General features: G+C 36.9%; 14 protein-coding genes, 1 tRNA gene and 1 pseudogene. 5 read left to right on the top strand and 11 right to left on the bottom strand.

Features of this window, described 5'->3' with window-relative positions; translation table 11 throughout:
* Positions 1 to 3 precede the first annotated feature (3 nt).
* The 4 genes from MKL32_RS12900 to pyrC form a co-directional block, all read right to left on the bottom strand.
* A complete protein-coding gene (locus MKL32_RS12900; RefSeq protein ID WP_004963066.1) occupies positions 4 to 687 on the bottom strand; it encodes a glutathione S-transferase in 684 nt (227 codons plus the stop codon).
* 163 nt (positions 688 to 850) lie between these two features.
* Positions 851 to 926: transfer RNA gene (locus tag MKL32_RS12895), tRNA-Glu, on the bottom strand.
* Between the two features lie 19 nt (positions 927 to 945).
* Positions 946 to 1611: a ribonuclease T gene (rnt, locus tag MKL32_RS12890; protein ID WP_004912370.1), complete on the bottom strand. Its 666-nt coding sequence runs from the start codon at positions 1609 to 1611 to the stop codon at positions 946 to 948.
* The gene (gene pyrC, locus MKL32_RS12885) at positions 1596 to 2630 is read right to left on the bottom strand and encodes a dihydroorotase (protein ID WP_005402315.1); all 1035 of its coding nucleotides are present in this window, start codon (positions 2628 to 2630) and stop codon (positions 1596 to 1598) included. Before pyrC ends, rnt begins: the two co-directional genes overlap by 16 nt.
* A gap of 162 nt (positions 2631 to 2792) precedes the next feature.
* On the opposite strand from pyrC, the gene MKL32_RS12880 reads away from it, so the two are divergent.
* The gene (locus tag MKL32_RS12880) at positions 2793 to 4055 is read left to right on the top strand and encodes a GGDEF domain-containing protein (RefSeq protein WP_004963058.1); all 1263 of its coding nucleotides are present in this window, start codon (positions 2793 to 2795) and stop codon (positions 4053 to 4055) included.
* Positions 4056 to 4117: 62 nt separating this feature from the next.
* Here MKL32_RS12880 and MKL32_RS12875 read toward each other — a convergent pair whose 3' ends face one another.
* Complete coding sequence (locus tag MKL32_RS12875) at positions 4118 to 5317, bottom strand: L,D-transpeptidase family protein (RefSeq protein ID WP_004912365.1); 1200 nt, start codon at positions 5315 to 5317, stop codon at positions 4118 to 4120.
* A 202-nt stretch (positions 5318 to 5519) separates the two neighbouring features.
* On the opposite strand from MKL32_RS12875, the gene hemE reads away from it, so the two are divergent.
* The 4 genes from hemE to MKL32_RS12855 all read left to right on the top strand — a co-directional run bounded on the left by hemE (position 5520) and on the right by MKL32_RS12855 (position 10050).
* Entirely contained in the window at positions 5520 to 6593 is a 1074-nt protein-coding gene (gene hemE / locus MKL32_RS12870) for a uroporphyrinogen decarboxylase (protein WP_004912363.1), read from the top strand.
* A gap of 42 nt (positions 6594 to 6635) precedes the next feature.
* Positions 6636 to 7430, top strand: a complete 795-nt coding sequence (locus MKL32_RS12865; RefSeq protein ID WP_004963054.1) for a DUF817 family protein — start codon at positions 6636 to 6638, stop codon at positions 7428 to 7430.
* A 184-nt stretch (positions 7431 to 7614) separates the two neighbouring features.
* Positions 7615 to 8085 carry a DUF3015 family protein gene (locus tag MKL32_RS12860; protein WP_004912357.1) on the top strand — a complete coding sequence of 157 codons (471 nt, stop codon included), beginning with the start codon at positions 7615 to 7617 and terminating at the stop codon, positions 8083 to 8085.
* An 84-nt stretch (positions 8086 to 8169) separates the two neighbouring features.
* On the top strand, positions 8170 to 10050 hold the full coding sequence (locus tag MKL32_RS12855) for an Lnb N-terminal periplasmic domain-containing protein (RefSeq protein ID WP_204378875.1): 1881 nt from the start codon (positions 8170 to 8172) through the stop codon (positions 10048 to 10050).
* A 37-nt stretch (positions 10051 to 10087) separates the two neighbouring features.
* On the opposite strand, the gene MKL32_RS12850 is transcribed toward MKL32_RS12855, so the two are convergent.
* From MKL32_RS12850 to trpD, 6 genes and pseudogenes are all read right to left on the bottom strand, one after another.
* Positions 10088 to 10450, bottom strand: coding sequence for a cupin domain-containing protein (locus MKL32_RS12850; protein WP_004963047.1), 363 nt, complete (start codon positions 10448 to 10450; stop codon positions 10088 to 10090).
* 13 nt (positions 10451 to 10463) lie between these two features.
* Complete coding sequence (gene folE / locus MKL32_RS12845; RefSeq protein WP_017397502.1) at positions 10464 to 11012, bottom strand: GTP cyclohydrolase I FolE; 549 nt, start codon at positions 11010 to 11012, stop codon at positions 10464 to 10466.
* Between the two features lie 90 nt (positions 11013 to 11102).
* A complete protein-coding gene (locus MKL32_RS12840; RefSeq protein WP_004955223.1) occupies positions 11103 to 11792 on the bottom strand; it encodes a Smr/MutS family protein in 690 nt (229 codons plus the stop codon).
* Between the two features lie 159 nt (positions 11793 to 11951).
* A pseudogene (locus tag MKL32_RS16160) lies at positions 11952 to 12428 on the bottom strand (GNAT family N-acetyltransferase).
* Between the two features lie 125 nt (positions 12429 to 12553).
* A complete protein-coding gene (trpC, locus tag MKL32_RS12835; protein ID WP_212388383.1) occupies positions 12554 to 13360 on the bottom strand; it encodes an indole-3-glycerol phosphate synthase TrpC in 807 nt (268 codons plus the stop codon).
* Between the two features lie 9 nt (positions 13361 to 13369).
* Entirely contained in the window at positions 13370 to 14419 is a 1050-nt protein-coding gene (gene trpD / locus MKL32_RS12830) for an anthranilate phosphoribosyltransferase (RefSeq protein WP_035338689.1), read from the bottom strand.
* Positions 14420 to 14676 lie beyond the last annotated feature (257 nt).

Below are 14676 nucleotides of genomic sequence, written 5' to 3'. Positions count from 1 at the left end.
GAATTACCACGCAATCGTCCAATAGGACTGAAACGTAGAAGCAGACCATTGTCCTTTGATTAAAGATTTTTTAAAGGCGGGTCTGTTTTCTATTTGGGCTAAATAACGCTGTATATGTTTAAATTGATGGTCATTTGCCGAGCAAGCCAATAATGGAAACCACATCAAAATATCTGCAACCGTAAATTGATCCCCAGCAAACCATAAATGATCTTTTAAATGCTTATCAATCATGGTCATTTGTTGCTGTAACGATGGATTTAAATAGCTTTGATCAAATCCATATTTTAAAAACTTTGAAACGAAGCGAACAGGAAATGGTGTACGTTGTACAATCTGGTGAAAAATTTGTTTGAGTAATAGATCTGGAATAAATGTGGCTTCACAATAATTTTTCCAATAATAAAAACTTTGAAGTTGCGATCCTAATAATTTACTTTGCCCTAATTGAGGGTATAGATAAGATAAGTAATCAATAATCGCTGAAGTTTCGGCTAAGATAAAAATTTGTTCTTGATTTATTATTTCAACGGCAGGAAATTTCGATAATTGATGCGGTGAATTTTTCTTTTCATCTAAGTCTGAATGATGGTTGATGACTAATTCGTAGGGAAGTCCTAATTCTTCTAAAAACCAAACGATGCGTTGAGAACGTGAATTTTGTAAGTGGAATAAACGGATTTGCATATTAGGTTTAAATTTATAGTTTTGATCAGTTTTCAGTATAGGGTAGAAAATATGCTAAGGATAATAAAATAGATTTTTCAAAATAATTATTTTTTAGCAGCTCTACGTATAAAAAACTAATAAAAAAGCCACTGTCTGAATGATGCAGTGGCTTTTTTGAATTTGGCGTCCCTACGGGGATTCGAACCCCGGTTACCGCCGTGAAAGGGCGATGTCCTAGGCCTCTAGACGATAGGGACTTCTTGAGGTGGGTGTATATTAGGGTTCTGTCACCAAACTGTCAAGAAGGTGGGGTGATAGTTTGTTCAAAATATAGCAAAACAGTTCTGCTGTCTTTTGCGTATCGTATAAAGCAGAGTGAGCTTCTTTACCATCAAACTCAATTCCAGCTTGAATACATGCTCTTGCCAATACAGTTTGTCCAAACATCACCGCGCTAAGCGTGACCGTGTCAAAAACTGAAAAACTATGAAAAGGATTTTGGTTTTTAGTTCCTGAACGTGCGATAGCAGCTTGTAAAAAACCTAAATCAAAGTGTGCATTGTGTCCAACCAGTACAGCATGTGTGCAATGCTGTGCTTTTCGGACTTCATTCAATGATTTAAAAATACGGCGTAAAGCACCGCGTTCATCTTCAGCCATTGCAACACGCATAGGATTGAAAGGATCAATTCCAATAAAGTCTAAAGAACGACGATCGAGATTAGCACCTTCAAATGGATTAATGTGTGCATGAAAAGCAGGACCAGGTATAAATTGTCCCTGTTGATCATAGACAATTGGGATACATGCTATTTCAAGCAAAGCATCAGTTTGTGAGTTAAAACCTGCTGTCTCAACATCGACTACAACAGGTAAGAATCCACGGAAACGTTGACCAATGACAGGAGCTTGGTTTTCTTCGTGTGTCACACTTTTCTCCATTGCAGTGTCTTACCTGCATGAAGTGGGATAATTTTTTGACCATCAAGATAATCAAATGATTCTGCAACGGTATTTTCTTCTTTCACCAACGTAATGGTTGATGTATTTCTTGGCAAGCCATAGAAATCAGCACCGAACATACTTGCAAAACCTTCCAAGCGCTCTAACTTGCCAACTTGATCAAATGCTTGTGCGTAAAGCTCAATCGCATTTGGTGCACTATAGCAGCCTGCACAACCACAAGCATTTTCCTTGGCATTTTGAGCGTGTGGCGCACTATCAGTACCTAAGAAGAATTTTGGACTACCGCTTGTTGCCACTTCTAATAAAGTTGTTTGGTGTGTTTGACGTTTTAAAATCGGCAAGCAATAGAAATGAGGCTTCACACCACCAACCAACATATCATTTCGATTAAAAAGTAAATGTTGAGGTGTAATTGTTGCAGCTACATTACGATCTTGTTCAAGAACAAAATTTGCTGCATCACTGGTCGTGATATGTTCAAGTACGACTTTGAGCTTAGGGAATTGTTTCAATAAAGGAGAAAGAATTTCATCCAAGAAACGTTTTTCACGATCGAAAATATCTACATGGTTATGAGTTACTTCACCGTGAAGTAATAAAGGGACTTGGTGTTCTTCAAGTTGTTCAATGACAGCATAAACTTTGCGAATATCACTAACGCCATTATCAGAGTTTGTCGTTGCACCAGCAGGGTAAAGCTTGATTGCATTTACAAATTCTGATTCTTTGATTTTTCTAACTTCATCAGGCGATGTAAAGTCAGTAAAATAAAGCACCATGCGAGGATCAAAATTTAAGCCTTCAGGTACATGAGCAAGAATACGTTCACGATACGCTACAGCTTCTTCTACAGTTTTGACGGGTGGAACAAGGTTCGGCATACAAATCGCACGTGCGAATTGTTTAGCCAAATCGGGTACTGTGCGTTTTAATGCTAAGCCATCACGTAAATGAGCATGCCAATCATCGGGTTGTAAAAGCGTAATAGTATTCAAGGTGAACTTCAAACTTAAAAATAATACAAATAATAATGCATAAAGTGTGAAAATGGTAACTACATTTACGGATAAGTGGTTAAGCAAAGTGCATGACAAAATGAGAAATTGTGTTATTTTTATCCAGCACAAAAATACATCACCATAAGAAGAGTAAAAAGGATGGAAAATCAATATGATCTTGATGAATTACAGAGGTCTAAAGAGGATCTAGAGCAGCTTGTTGCTCGACACTATAAAGGTCAAAAAACACAAAAAACTTTACCAGCAAAACTAGAAGAAGATTTCTGGAAATTTAACATTGATCGCACACGTATTAATGCGATTCAGTTTTTTGGACAAGGTGTCATTACTTACACGATTTTTGTCTTATTAATCTTACCTTCTAACTATTTGGTTATTCGTTCCAGTCCTCATTTTATTGTTGATTTTGTTTATAGCATTTTAAGTTTACTCATCGTTGGTGCAGCATTATTTTTATTTTGGACTTTTTCTAGATTTAGAAAATTGAGCCGACTTTTTTATCCAGTTGCTTGCGTTATTGGCTTTTGCACAATTTTCTTTCCATCTTTATTGATGATGAGTGTGTCTAACGTTGTATTACAGAATCAGGCAATGGTACTGATTGCATTTTTGTATATGTTAGGCTTCATTCTGAGTGGAATAAAACCCAATCATATGCTGTGGATTGGAACACTGGCTGCAGTATGTATTTTATTATCCCTCTATTATTTTAATATACCGTGTGATTTTTTGATGCTTGGGCGCACGTTTATAGGAAGCTTGCTCTTAGGTTTTTCTATCAGCATCATGTTGACCTCAAAAGAAAGAAAACTATTTTTAAAAACTAAAATTTCGGAAATAAATGAGAGAATTCTCCGTTTACAAGCATCAGAACTTTTACATTTAAGCCAGCATGATGAATTAACAAAGGTTTCCAATCGACGAACTTTTGAGGAAATGTTTAGTTATTACTATGACATGGCTTGTAAAGAAAATAAGTCGATGTCAGTTCTGTTTATCGATATTGATTATTTTAAAAATTATAATGACTTTTATGGTCACCAAATGGGAGATCAGGTTATTTCGTCTATAGCGAAGACCATTAAAAGTTCAATTCGGCACATGGACTTTATTGCACGCTATGGGGGGGAGGAATTTGTTGTATTGCTTCCTGAAACATCGGCTCAAGGTGCTTATGCCGTCGCAACGAATATTTATAAAGCAATTGATCGGCAAATGATTCCTCATGAAAAATCATTAGTTTCAAATCATGTCACGATCAGCTTAGGAATTACGGTATTTAATGGTAATCCTAAAATTAGCCAAGAATTATTGATTCATACTGCTGATAAAGCACTTTATAGAGCCAAACAATTAGGTCGAAATCAAATCTATTATCAGCCACTACCTGTTGTTGAATAATTATAGAATCAAAAAAAGCCGAATCATAAAATTCGGCTTTTAAAATTATGAAATGATTGGAATTATTCAAGGAATTTTACAGTCACACCTGAGCGAACTTTGTTACCCAAATCATTTGCATCCCAGTTCGTTAAACGAATACAGCCATGTGAAGCTGTTTTAGAGATTAATGAAGGGCTTGGAGTACCATGAATACCAAATGATTTTTTACTTAAACCAATCCAAATATTACCCACTGGCGCGTTAGGACCTGGTGGTAAAGAAAGAGGTTTAAGGTTATTACCTTGAACAAAGTTAGACGGTGAATAGCTATACCAAGGATTTTTTGCAACGCCAACTACTTTATACGTACCCGTCGGAGAAGGCGTGTCAGTACTACCAATTGTCGCAGGAAATGAAGCAATCATTTGGTTGCGACTGTTGAAAAGATAAAGCTGACGAGCACCTTTATGTGCAACGATCAAGTGAATATCTTCTGGTAAATCATTACGCACATTGGCAACAATAATTTTTTCACCAGCTTTTTTGAAAGTTGCTGTTGGGTTGATCTTTTTCAAGAAGTTTTCATCCATATGAAACTTCTCACCCAACATTTCTGTTACACGTGTGTAATACAAACCTTTCATTTTTGCTTGTAAAGCATAATCAGAAGGAATTGATTCGGCATATGGACCTTTCAAATCTGCTTCTGTAATTGTGTATTCTACATAAGCTGGTTTAGTTTGTTTCGCAACTAATGCATCCCAAGTTTCCTTGGTAAGTTCACCTGTCGGTGTTAAACCATTCATCTGTTGGAAAGATGCAATTGCTTTTAAAGTGTTTTTACCATTTGAGCCATCAATTGCACCAGGTGAAGCATGTGCATTGTTTAGCATTACATGAGCACGCGCATATACCGGAAATTGACCCTTACCAATATTTTCATACCATTCTGAATTGTTCAGACTGTCTAAAGTCCAAGTAACTTTTGGTGCTGGAGTTGTATTGGTTGTATCAGGAGTATTTTCTAGTTTTGAAGAAACTGCTGAAGCAACACCTGTGTTTACTTGAGGATCAGAAACTGCATTATCAGCGACACTAGATGCTGGTTGAGCAACAACGCTTGAAGCAGCTGAACGTTCTACTGCTAAAGGATCAATCGGATCTTGAACAGGTGCCGAGATTTTTTTTGGATTTAAAGGTTGCTCAGTTGTTGGGGCAGCAAAAGCAACATTGGCAATAATACAACTTAAACTCATAGCGAGTAATGAGCGAACGAACATGTAATTCAACCTTAAGAATTATTCATATTGAGATATAAGATGTTGCAAGTATTACAGAAAATCAGTGAGCTTGCAGTAGCAGTTTTGTGTCTAAGTAAAAAAATAATGTAGGAAGTCTGAATTTTTGTATGGATTTGGAATTATAAAAATTGGGTTAACTTTGTTATCATGCGTTTCACATGAAAAAATTTAGAGATTGGTAATGACAACGTTGAAAAATGATCGTTTTTTACGAGCTTTGCTACGTGAGCCTGTAGACACCACACCAGTGTGGATGATGCGTCAAGCAGGGCGTTATTTACCAGAATATAGAGCAACTCGTTCACAAGCGGGTGATTTCTTATCTCTTTGTAAAAACACTGAATTTGCTTGTGAAGTTACTTTGCAACCGTTGCGCCGCTATGAGTTGGATGCTGCGATTTTATTTTCTGATATTTTGACGGTTCCAGATGCGCTTGGATTGGGTCTGTATTTTGAAACAGGTGAAGGCCCAAAGTTTCATAAAACAGTACGGACAGAGCAAGATGTTGCTAACTTGCCGAAATTAAATTCAAAGTCTGATTTAGCCTATGTGATGAATGCTGTGTCCACGATTCGATCTGCATTAGGTGGTCAGGTCCCTTTAATTGGGTTCTCTGGAAGTCCTTGGACTTTAGCAACTTATATGGTTGAAGGGGGCTCAAGTAAAGAGTTTCGTTTCACTAAAAATATGATGTACGCTCAACCAGAAGTGTTACATGCATTACTTGATCATCTTGCAGATTCAGTAATTGATTATTTGAACGCACAGATCGATGCAGGTGCGCAAGCGATTCAAATCTTTGATAGTTGGGGCGGAGCACTTGCACATCGAGAATATGTGGAATTCTCATTGAATTATATGACAAAGATTATTGCAGGGCTTCAACGAGAAAAAGATGGTCGCCGAATTCCGATTATTGTCTTTACCAAAGGTGGTGGACAATGGTTAGAGACGATGTTAACTACAGGTGCAGATGCATTTGGCTTAGATTGGACGACACCTCTTTATACTGCACGCGAAGTTGTAAATGGTCGTGCAGCATTACAAGGAAATCTAGATCCAGCGGTACTTTATGGATCAGCAGCATCAATTGAAAAATCTGTAAAAGCGATGCTCGATGACGCTTATAAAAATGGTGAAAAAACAGGATATATTGCAAATCTTGGTCATGGTATTACTCAATGGGTTGATCCAGCTCAGCCGAAGATCTTTGTAGATACTGTCCATGCATACAGCCAGAAATATTTAGGTTAATCCCTTCGAATTTTTCATGATTAAATTGATTAGGATCATTTCGTGCATTTGATTGGATTAGCTTTAAATTTTGGAACTAAGGCAGCTTCGGCTGCCTTATTTGGATTGTTACTTTTAATCGCTTTTGCAGTAACAGCACCGATGGGAAGCCAAGAATATTATGGTATCTTCCGTTATGATTATCTATTGTTTTATGCATTGAGCATTCAAGTCTGCCTAATCTATTTAAAGTTAGAATCTTGGGCAGAGGCAAAAGTGATTGCTTTGTTTCATATCATGGCGATGGGGATGGAAATTTTCCTAACCCATCCAGCAATTGCTTCTTGGCAATATCCACAACCTGCAGTATTCAAACTATTAACTGTGCCTCTATTTGCGGGTTTTATGTATTCAGCTGTAGGTAGTTTTTTTGCTCGTTCATTGAGATTATATAAAGTTTCTTTTGAGAACTTGCCAAGATTTGCAAATATGTTGTGTTTGGCAGTTTTATCCTATTTAAACTTTATGACTAAGTTTTTTATTCCAGATTATCGGTTGGTTCTATTTGCATGGAGTATCATTATTTTCTGGAAAACAAAATTATATTTTCAGTTAAGTGATTCACGGTTCAAAGTGCCGATGCTTCCAATCTTACTTTTACTTGCGTTTTTGATTTGGATTGCTGAAAACATTAGTACATTTTATAAAATTTGGCTGTATCCAAGCCAGGTTGATGCTTGGCATATGGTCGGATGGGGGAAATTGGGGTCTTGGTATTTATTATTACTCTTAAGTTTGGTTTTGGTATTAAAAATCTTAGGAAAACGAGATAAAAAAGGTACTTGGCAGTTAAACTAGCTCAAGAGTTAAGTTTAAAATGAAGTGATTATTAACTTCTATATAAATATTTCAACTTTATTTCAAATTTTATTTGCTAAAAAAAGCTAACCTCGTTATTTTAATTCACGTGCGTATAGATTTAATGCTAAGCACGATAGTGATAACAAATACCAATAAATAATTGATACTGGAGATCTTTCCTATGTTAAAAAAAATTGCATTAGCAGCTTTGTTAGCAGCTGGTTCAAGTGTAGCTATGGCAGACAATGATGTTGGTTGTGGTGCAGGTACACAAATTTGGGCAGGACAAAAAGGTATTGCACCTAAAATCCTTGCTGCGACTACAAATGGTATTTTTACTAACCAGTTATTAGGTATTACTTTCGGTACTTTAGGATGCCGTCAAGGTGGAACTGTTACGGCTCAAGTCGTTACATTTACAAATGAAAATGCTGAATCTTTAGCGCGTGATATGGCAGTAGGTCAAGGTGAAAGCTTAAACGTACTTGCTGAACTTATGCAGATCAAAGCAACAGATAAAGCGCGTTTCTTTGCTGTTTCTAAAGCAAATTTTGCTGAAATTTACTCAAGCAAAAATAAAAATACGCTTCAAGTTTTAGATTCTTTACAAAGTGTAATGGCGAAAGACGCTGTACTCAAAGCTTACGTTTAATACGTTTGAACATAAAACCCTGTCTTAATGGCAGGGTTTTCTTATAGATAATTTATTCTTAATAATCTTAAAATTTGCGACTGAATGAAATTAATAACTTGCACCATTACTACTTTAATGTGCCATTTTGCACATGCTTCAGTTGAAACCGATATACAAAATTATTTGAAGATTGCTGAGCAGAAACAACTGCATCAAGACATCACATGGCAACGCCTAATGTATGCTGACCAATCGCAAAAAAGTGAGGTTACTTATGATGGATATTTTTATGCAAAAGATGGAAAAAATAATTTAAAAAATGAATTAGAAGCCGATGTAAAAGCTTTATTTATTAATTCAGCTGAGAATCAATCGATTCGTTGTAAACTTCCTGCTCGTAGTCGTTGGTTGATCCAACAACTCAATATTGATACCGAAAAGCTTCCAATCGTGAAGTGTCCTGAGTTTGATCAATGGATTAATCAAATTAAACCTTATAAAGCCACGTTGATTTACGCAACTGACTTTATGGGGAATCCAAGTTCGATGTTTGGGCATACCTTACTACGTTTAGATCCTAAAGATCAGAAACAACTGAATTTAGTTTCATACGCAGTAAACTATGCAGCGACAGTCAGTGGTGAAGATAATTGGTCATATGCTTGGAAAGGTCTAACAGGGCAGTATCCTGGTGAATACTCTTTAATGCCTTACTATCGTAAAGTAAAAGAGTATGGTGACTTTGAAAGCCGTGATTTGTGGGAGTACGAGTTAAATTTAACCCCTGAAGAAACTCGTTTCTTAGTCGAACATATTTGGGAAATGCAACATGTGAGTTTTCCTTATTATTTCGTAAGTGATAATTGTGCATATCGTTTGCTTGGATTAATTGATTTAGTTCGTCCGAACTTAGACTTAAAAAAACAATTTAATTATGCTGCAATTCCGATTGAAACGTTAAAGGCGGTTGATCAACAACACTTAGTCAAAGAGGTGGTCTACCGTCCAGCTTTGGAAACTCAATTACTATCACAAGCAAAACAACATGGTACTCCACTGGCTAAAGTTGCCCATCAAATTGCATTTCAAGATGTGGAAAAAGCTCAACTTTTATTAGAGAAATTTAATCGACACGATCAAGCAAAAATCTTAGAAATGGCATATGACGATTTGTATCTGCAATATATCAGTCGTCAGGTTGATGCAGACTTTGCACAGCCGAAGCTAAGACAACTACTTGCCGAGAGAAGCCAAATTGATGTTGAAAAGCAACGTCAAGAGCTTGAGCGTCCTAAAAAGCAACCTGTTGAAGGACACCATGCGCGAAATCTATCTGTAAATGTCGGTGAACTACAAGGAAAGAAGTTTATCGAGTTAGGACATCGTCAAGCTTACCATGATCTGATTGATCCTCAAGGTGGTTATCGTTTAGGTACTCAATTATTGTTTTTAGACGGCAATATTCAATATCGTGATGATCAACTCAAGCTCGAACATTTAGATTTATTGACCGTGAATTCCTATAATCCTATTCAGCCATTTAAATCACCCATTACTTGGGGATTTAATTTAGGTTGGAAACAAGAAGCTCTAGATCAAGGAAATTTTAGTGATGATCAGCAGCATGGTGTTATGAACCTAAATATGCAGGTCGGCTACAGCTTAGCTGATTATGATCGTCGACATTTGTGTTATGCCCAAATGCAAAGTCATTTTCAAGGTGGTCGTTCGCTGGATAAAGGTTGGCGAGTTGGTGTAGGACCAACAGTTGGGTGTATGAATATCTGGACGGATACGATTAATAGTGTTGTGCAAATTGAATTGCCGTATTGGGAAGATCAAAGTCAGTGGAATCTAAGAGTAGGTTCTCAACTCCAATATAGTTTAAATTCAAATAATGCTTTAAGGTTGAATTGGAACTTCGAACAGCAAGATCATAAAGACTGGAGTAAAGTTGGGTTGGGCTATGTTTGGTTCTTCTAATATTAAATTTTAAAGAGTTTGATAGATTAAAAATCTATCAAACTTCAACAATAACAAAGTATTTTTTTACAGTTTCAATCACTTCAAATGTACCCACAAATGCAGGTGGGATAATACCTGCTTGACCCGCAGAAACTTCAATATATGAATCTGTTTTGACATCATGAATACGAACAACGCCCTCAATGACTTGAAAGAACTCTTGTTTATTATCGGCAAACTGAATGTTCCAAGCACCCACTTCACATTGCCAAATTCCACATCCCATATGTGGGTGTGTATATAAGTCATAGGTAAGACGTTGTGGATTGCCCTTAACCAAACGGTCAGGCCGAGGATAATCAATGCTGGCTTCAGATTGAATTAACTCACCAAAGCCTGCTAATTGGATTGAAGTCATGACAATGCTCTGATTAATAACTCTCAGGGACAGCGCTTAAAAACTCACGACGTGCATCTTTGTCCGTTTTAAAATCACCCACAAAAGAAACAGTACGAGTGGTAGATTCTTGCTTACCAACACCGCGCATCATCATACACATATGTGCAGAATCGATCACTACAGCCACACCACGTGCTTGTGTCACCTCGGCAACAGCTTCAGCAATTTGTTGTGTTAAGTTTTCTTGAATTTGCAAACGGCGCGCAAACATTTCTGTAATACGTGCAAACTTAGATAAACCTAAAACCTGACCTTCAGGCAAATATGCAATGTGGACACGACCGTAAAAAGGGAGTAGGTGATGTTCACAAAGTGAATAAAATTCAATATTTTTAACCAATACCATTTCATGGTTATCGGATGGAAAAACCGCACTATTTGTAACTTCTTCAAGTGTTTTACTATAACCAGAAGTTAAAAAAGAAAAAGCTTTAGCCGCACGCATAGGCGTATCTTTGAGGCCAGGACGATTCAAATCTTCGCCAACGGCAGTTAAGATATTTGCGTACGATTGCTGCATAGACATAACAATGTTCACTTAGGTGGGTTGAACAAAACGGGAATTGTATCAGAAAACGATTCAAAAACTTAATTTTGAGTCAAATGCCGATTATTGTTTGTACTTTGGATTCTTTTCTGCACGTTTTAGTAGCACGAGAACAGCACCCGTACCACCTTGATTTTCAGGTGCACTGACAAAGGCAAGTACATCACGATGTTGTCTAAGCCAGCCATTTACATAGGTTTTTAAAATCGCTTCTGGACCTTTACCATGAACAATTTTGATGACATTTTGATTTTCGTCTTTAGCCATCTGAATGATTTGTAAAACTGCGGCACGTGCTTGCTCGACAGTACAACCATGTAAATCTACAGCTTCAAACCAACGAATTTTACCTGCTTTTAAGTCTTCGAATACTTTGTGCTGTAAAGTTGCAATTCGATAGCTTAATGCAGCTTGGCTTGCCACAGGATTTAAAATCGCTTGAGTATCTGAAATCTCAGTGAGTTCCTGTTCGGCGCTACCTTCAGCTGCTGCACGTTTTGCAAGGGTTTGCGCGTCAATTTTTTTTACGCGTTTTGGTTTGATTTGTGCAATGTTACCATTATCAATTGGCTTTACGCCTGTTAAGGCTTTTTTAAAAAGCTCAGTATCTTCCATTTCTTCTTCAACAGCTTGAGATTTTTTCATCTCTGCTTGTTTAACAAGATTGCTGGATTGAGGATTTGAGATTTGCTTTTTAAAAGCTTTCAGTAAATTAAACTGATCTTTAGAAAGCGAAGAATCATTTTTACTCATAATTTTAAGAAAATATGTAAGATACGAGAGGGATGGAAAATTATAGTCTGAAACCGTGTTGATTTGAACTGAATCAGATTCACATAATTTTTTTGATCAATGAAAGCTTGGTAGTGGTCTATTCTAAAAACAATGATTGATTATCTAAATCATCTTATTTCATATTGATGGTTTATATAGCCTATATTTTATAAAAAGTTCATCACTAAGCATAATTTCACTTTCCAGCTCAAATCCTAATAAATAAACCCCTTTAAATTTATTTCTTGTAAGGGGGGGAATAAGATCGTGATTGATTCCATCCACATTTCATTAAATGCTCTTCTTATAATTTCATTAAAGATTTTCTTGCTGAATCCCCAGTATTGAGGATGTAACACTAGTGCTAAATCAGCATCTCCATCTTCATATTGTAAGCCACCTCAACCTGCAAATTTATTGTCGACTAGAAATGCCCAAGGACCATAACCATGGTCTTGCTATTGTTTTTTTTCCCTTAACCCAAGTGAGACATTATTTTTCATCAAATAGGCTATCTTTAGCCAAAGGCATATGTTTGAGCACTCGGTCATTAGTTAGTAACGAAATAATGTCAGCGATTTCAATATTACTTAGATGACAAAACTCAATATTCAATGTTTATTCCTAAAAATATGAATGGTTCTTTATTATAAAATTTAAATGATTATTCTTTTCAAAATAAGATTGAGATATGAAAAAAGCCCAATCATAAGAATTGGGCTTTGCATTGAGCTATAAATTTAAATTTGCTCAGGCTTTCCAAACAATGCTGCAAATGCTTGATCTGGTTTAGGCTGTTTCATAAAGCTCTCACCAACTAGGAAAGTATGAATATCATTTTCCTGCATCATTTGGACATCAGCAGGAGTGGCGATACCACTTTCAGTGACTAACACACGAGAAGCAGGTAACAACTTCTTCAAACGGATAGAAGTATTCAAATCTACATCAAAGGTTTTAAGGTTGCGATTATTCACACCTAAAATGCATTGTTCAGAGAGTTTTAATGCACGCTCTAACTCATGTTCATCATGTACTTCGACCAGAATATCAAGCTGATGTTCAAATGCGGTCTTCGACATTTCTTCAAGTTGTTGATCAGATAAACATGCCACGATTAACAAAATACAATCGGCATGTAAGGCACGTGCTTCAACAACATTATAAGGATCAATCAAGAAATCTTTACGTAATGCTGGTAGGGAACAATGCTGACGCGCAATTGCAATATTCTCATCAGCACCTTGGAAAAAGTCTACATCTGTTAAAACAGAGAGACAGGCTGCACCTGCTTGTTCATATTGCTGTGCAATTTCAGCGGGATTAAAATCTGCACGAATCACGCCCTTGGAAGGTGATGCCTTCTTGATTTCAGCGATAACAGCGGGACGTTTGTGTTGTAAAGCATTCGCAAAACCACGAACAGGTGTTGCTTCTTTTGCCCACTGTTCTACATCATGCAAACTACGTTGTTTTAAACGTGCAGTAAGCTCCTCATGTTTGCGGTCAACAATTTTACCTAAAATGGTATTTTGAATATCGATCATGAGAAGTCCTTAGTCAGCCTGATATTGTTTCAATGTTTTAGTAAATTCAGCCAAGATACTCATTTTTTCCAAGGCTTGACCGCCATAAAGAATATCTTGAGCGAGTTCAACTGCTTGTTTATATGTTTTAGTCATGCCAGCCACGTAAATACCAGCACCAGCGTTCAAAGCAATCATATTTGCTGCTTTTTCACCAATTTCAGACTTATCTCGACTCAAAGCATCCTTGATCAACTTTAAACTTTCTTCTGAGCTATTCACCACTAAACCTGTAAGGGTTTGCGATGGGATACCTACTTCATCAGGTGTAAGTGTCCATTCAGTGATTTCACCATCTTTAAGTTCAGCCACAGTAGTTGGCGCAGCAAGACTGATTTCATCTAAACCATCTTTAGAATGTACAACCATTACGTGCACAGCACCGAGTTGTTTTAAAACCTCTGCGATTGGTCGGCAAAGTTCATCTGAGAACACACCTATGACGAAACGATTGACACCAGCCGGATTGGTAAGAGGGCCGAGTAAATTAAAAATACTGCGAATACCTAGCTCACGACGTGGAGCAACCGCATAACGCATTGCTTTATGATGATTTGGCGCAAATAGAAAACCTACACCAATTTCACGGATGCAACGTTCAGTTTGCTGCATATCCAAATCAAGTTGGATACCCATCTGTTCAAGTACATCAGAGGAACCAGATTTACTCGATACACCACGATTGCCATGTTTCGCAATGGTTGCACCAGCGGCAGCAATTACAAAACTAGATGCTGTAGAGACGTTAAATAAATTTTGACCATCGCCACCTGTACCAACAATATCAACCAAATGTGGAATATCACTGACATCAATTTTAATCGCAAACTCACGCATGATACGCGCAGCCGCAGTTATTTCATCAATACTTTCACCCTTCATACGCAAGCCCATCATCAATGCGCCAATTTGTGCATCAGTTGCTTCACCTTGCATGATACTGCGCATTACATCTTCCATTTGAGGTTGGGTAAGATGAATATTTTTAGTAATGTGATTCAGTGCCTGTTGGATATTCATAGTCATGAGTTACAGTATTAGGATTGATTAAAATTTGAAAATAACCTGATTTGGTCGCAATTGGTTCGGTATGACGAAAGAGTAATACTTGAGCTAAAAGCTAGAGAGTTATGTTATCAGAAAATAAAGTGGATTTTATATGCTTTGAATAAAAAGCTGATGTGCTCTAAATATAGACATATTGCTATAATTTTCCACTATTATACTTGGTTGATAAAAATTGAATTTATAAATTACTGTCTTGATGAGAATATCGA

Source organism: Acinetobacter sp. AOR34_HL (assembly GCF_027854795.1).
Classification (GTDB): domain Bacteria; phylum Pseudomonadota; class Gammaproteobacteria; order Pseudomonadales; family Moraxellaceae; genus Acinetobacter; species Acinetobacter junii.
This window is presented reverse-complemented; position numbering and strand designations above follow the sequence as displayed.

Coding starts and splice junctions, on each gene's coding strand:
- MKL32_RS12860 (WP_004912357.1), top strand. CDS start 7,615: ATGTTAAAAAAAATTGCATTAGCAGCTTTGTTAGCAGCTGGTTCAAGT.
- hemE (WP_004912363.1), top strand. CDS start 5,520: ATGACAACGTTGAAAAATGATCGTTTTTTACGAGCTTTGCTACGTGAG.
- MKL32_RS12850 (WP_004963047.1), bottom strand. CDS start 10,450: ATGACTTCAATCCAATTAGCAGGCTTTGGTGAGTTAATTCAATCTGAA.
- MKL32_RS12875 (WP_004912365.1), bottom strand. CDS start 5,317: ATGTTCGTTCGCTCATTACTCGCTATGAGTTTAAGTTGTATTATTGCC.
- MKL32_RS12880 (WP_004963058.1), top strand. CDS start 2,793: ATGGAAAATCAATATGATCTTGATGAATTACAGAGGTCTAAAGAGGAT.
- MKL32_RS12840 (WP_004955223.1), bottom strand. CDS start 11,792: ATGAGTAAAAATGATTCTTCGCTTTCTAAAGATCAGTTTAATTTACTG.
- rnt (WP_004912370.1), bottom strand. CDS start 1,611: ATGGAGAAAAGTGTGACACACGAAGAAAACCAAGCTCCTGTCATTGGT.
- trpD (WP_035338689.1), bottom strand. CDS start 14,419: ATGAATATCCAACAGGCACTGAATCACATTACTAAAAATATTCATCTT.
- MKL32_RS12900 (WP_004963066.1), bottom strand. CDS start 687: ATGCAAATCCGTTTATTCCACTTACAAAATTCACGTTCTCAACGCATC.
- folE (WP_017397502.1), bottom strand. CDS start 11,012: ATGCAGCAATCGTACGCAAATATCTTAACTGCCGTTGGCGAAGATTTG.
- trpC (WP_212388383.1), bottom strand. CDS start 13,360: ATGATCGATATTCAAAATACCATTTTAGGTAAAATTGTTGACCGCAAA.
- MKL32_RS12855 (WP_204378875.1), top strand. CDS start 8,170: ATGAAATTAATAACTTGCACCATTACTACTTTAATGTGCCATTTTGCA.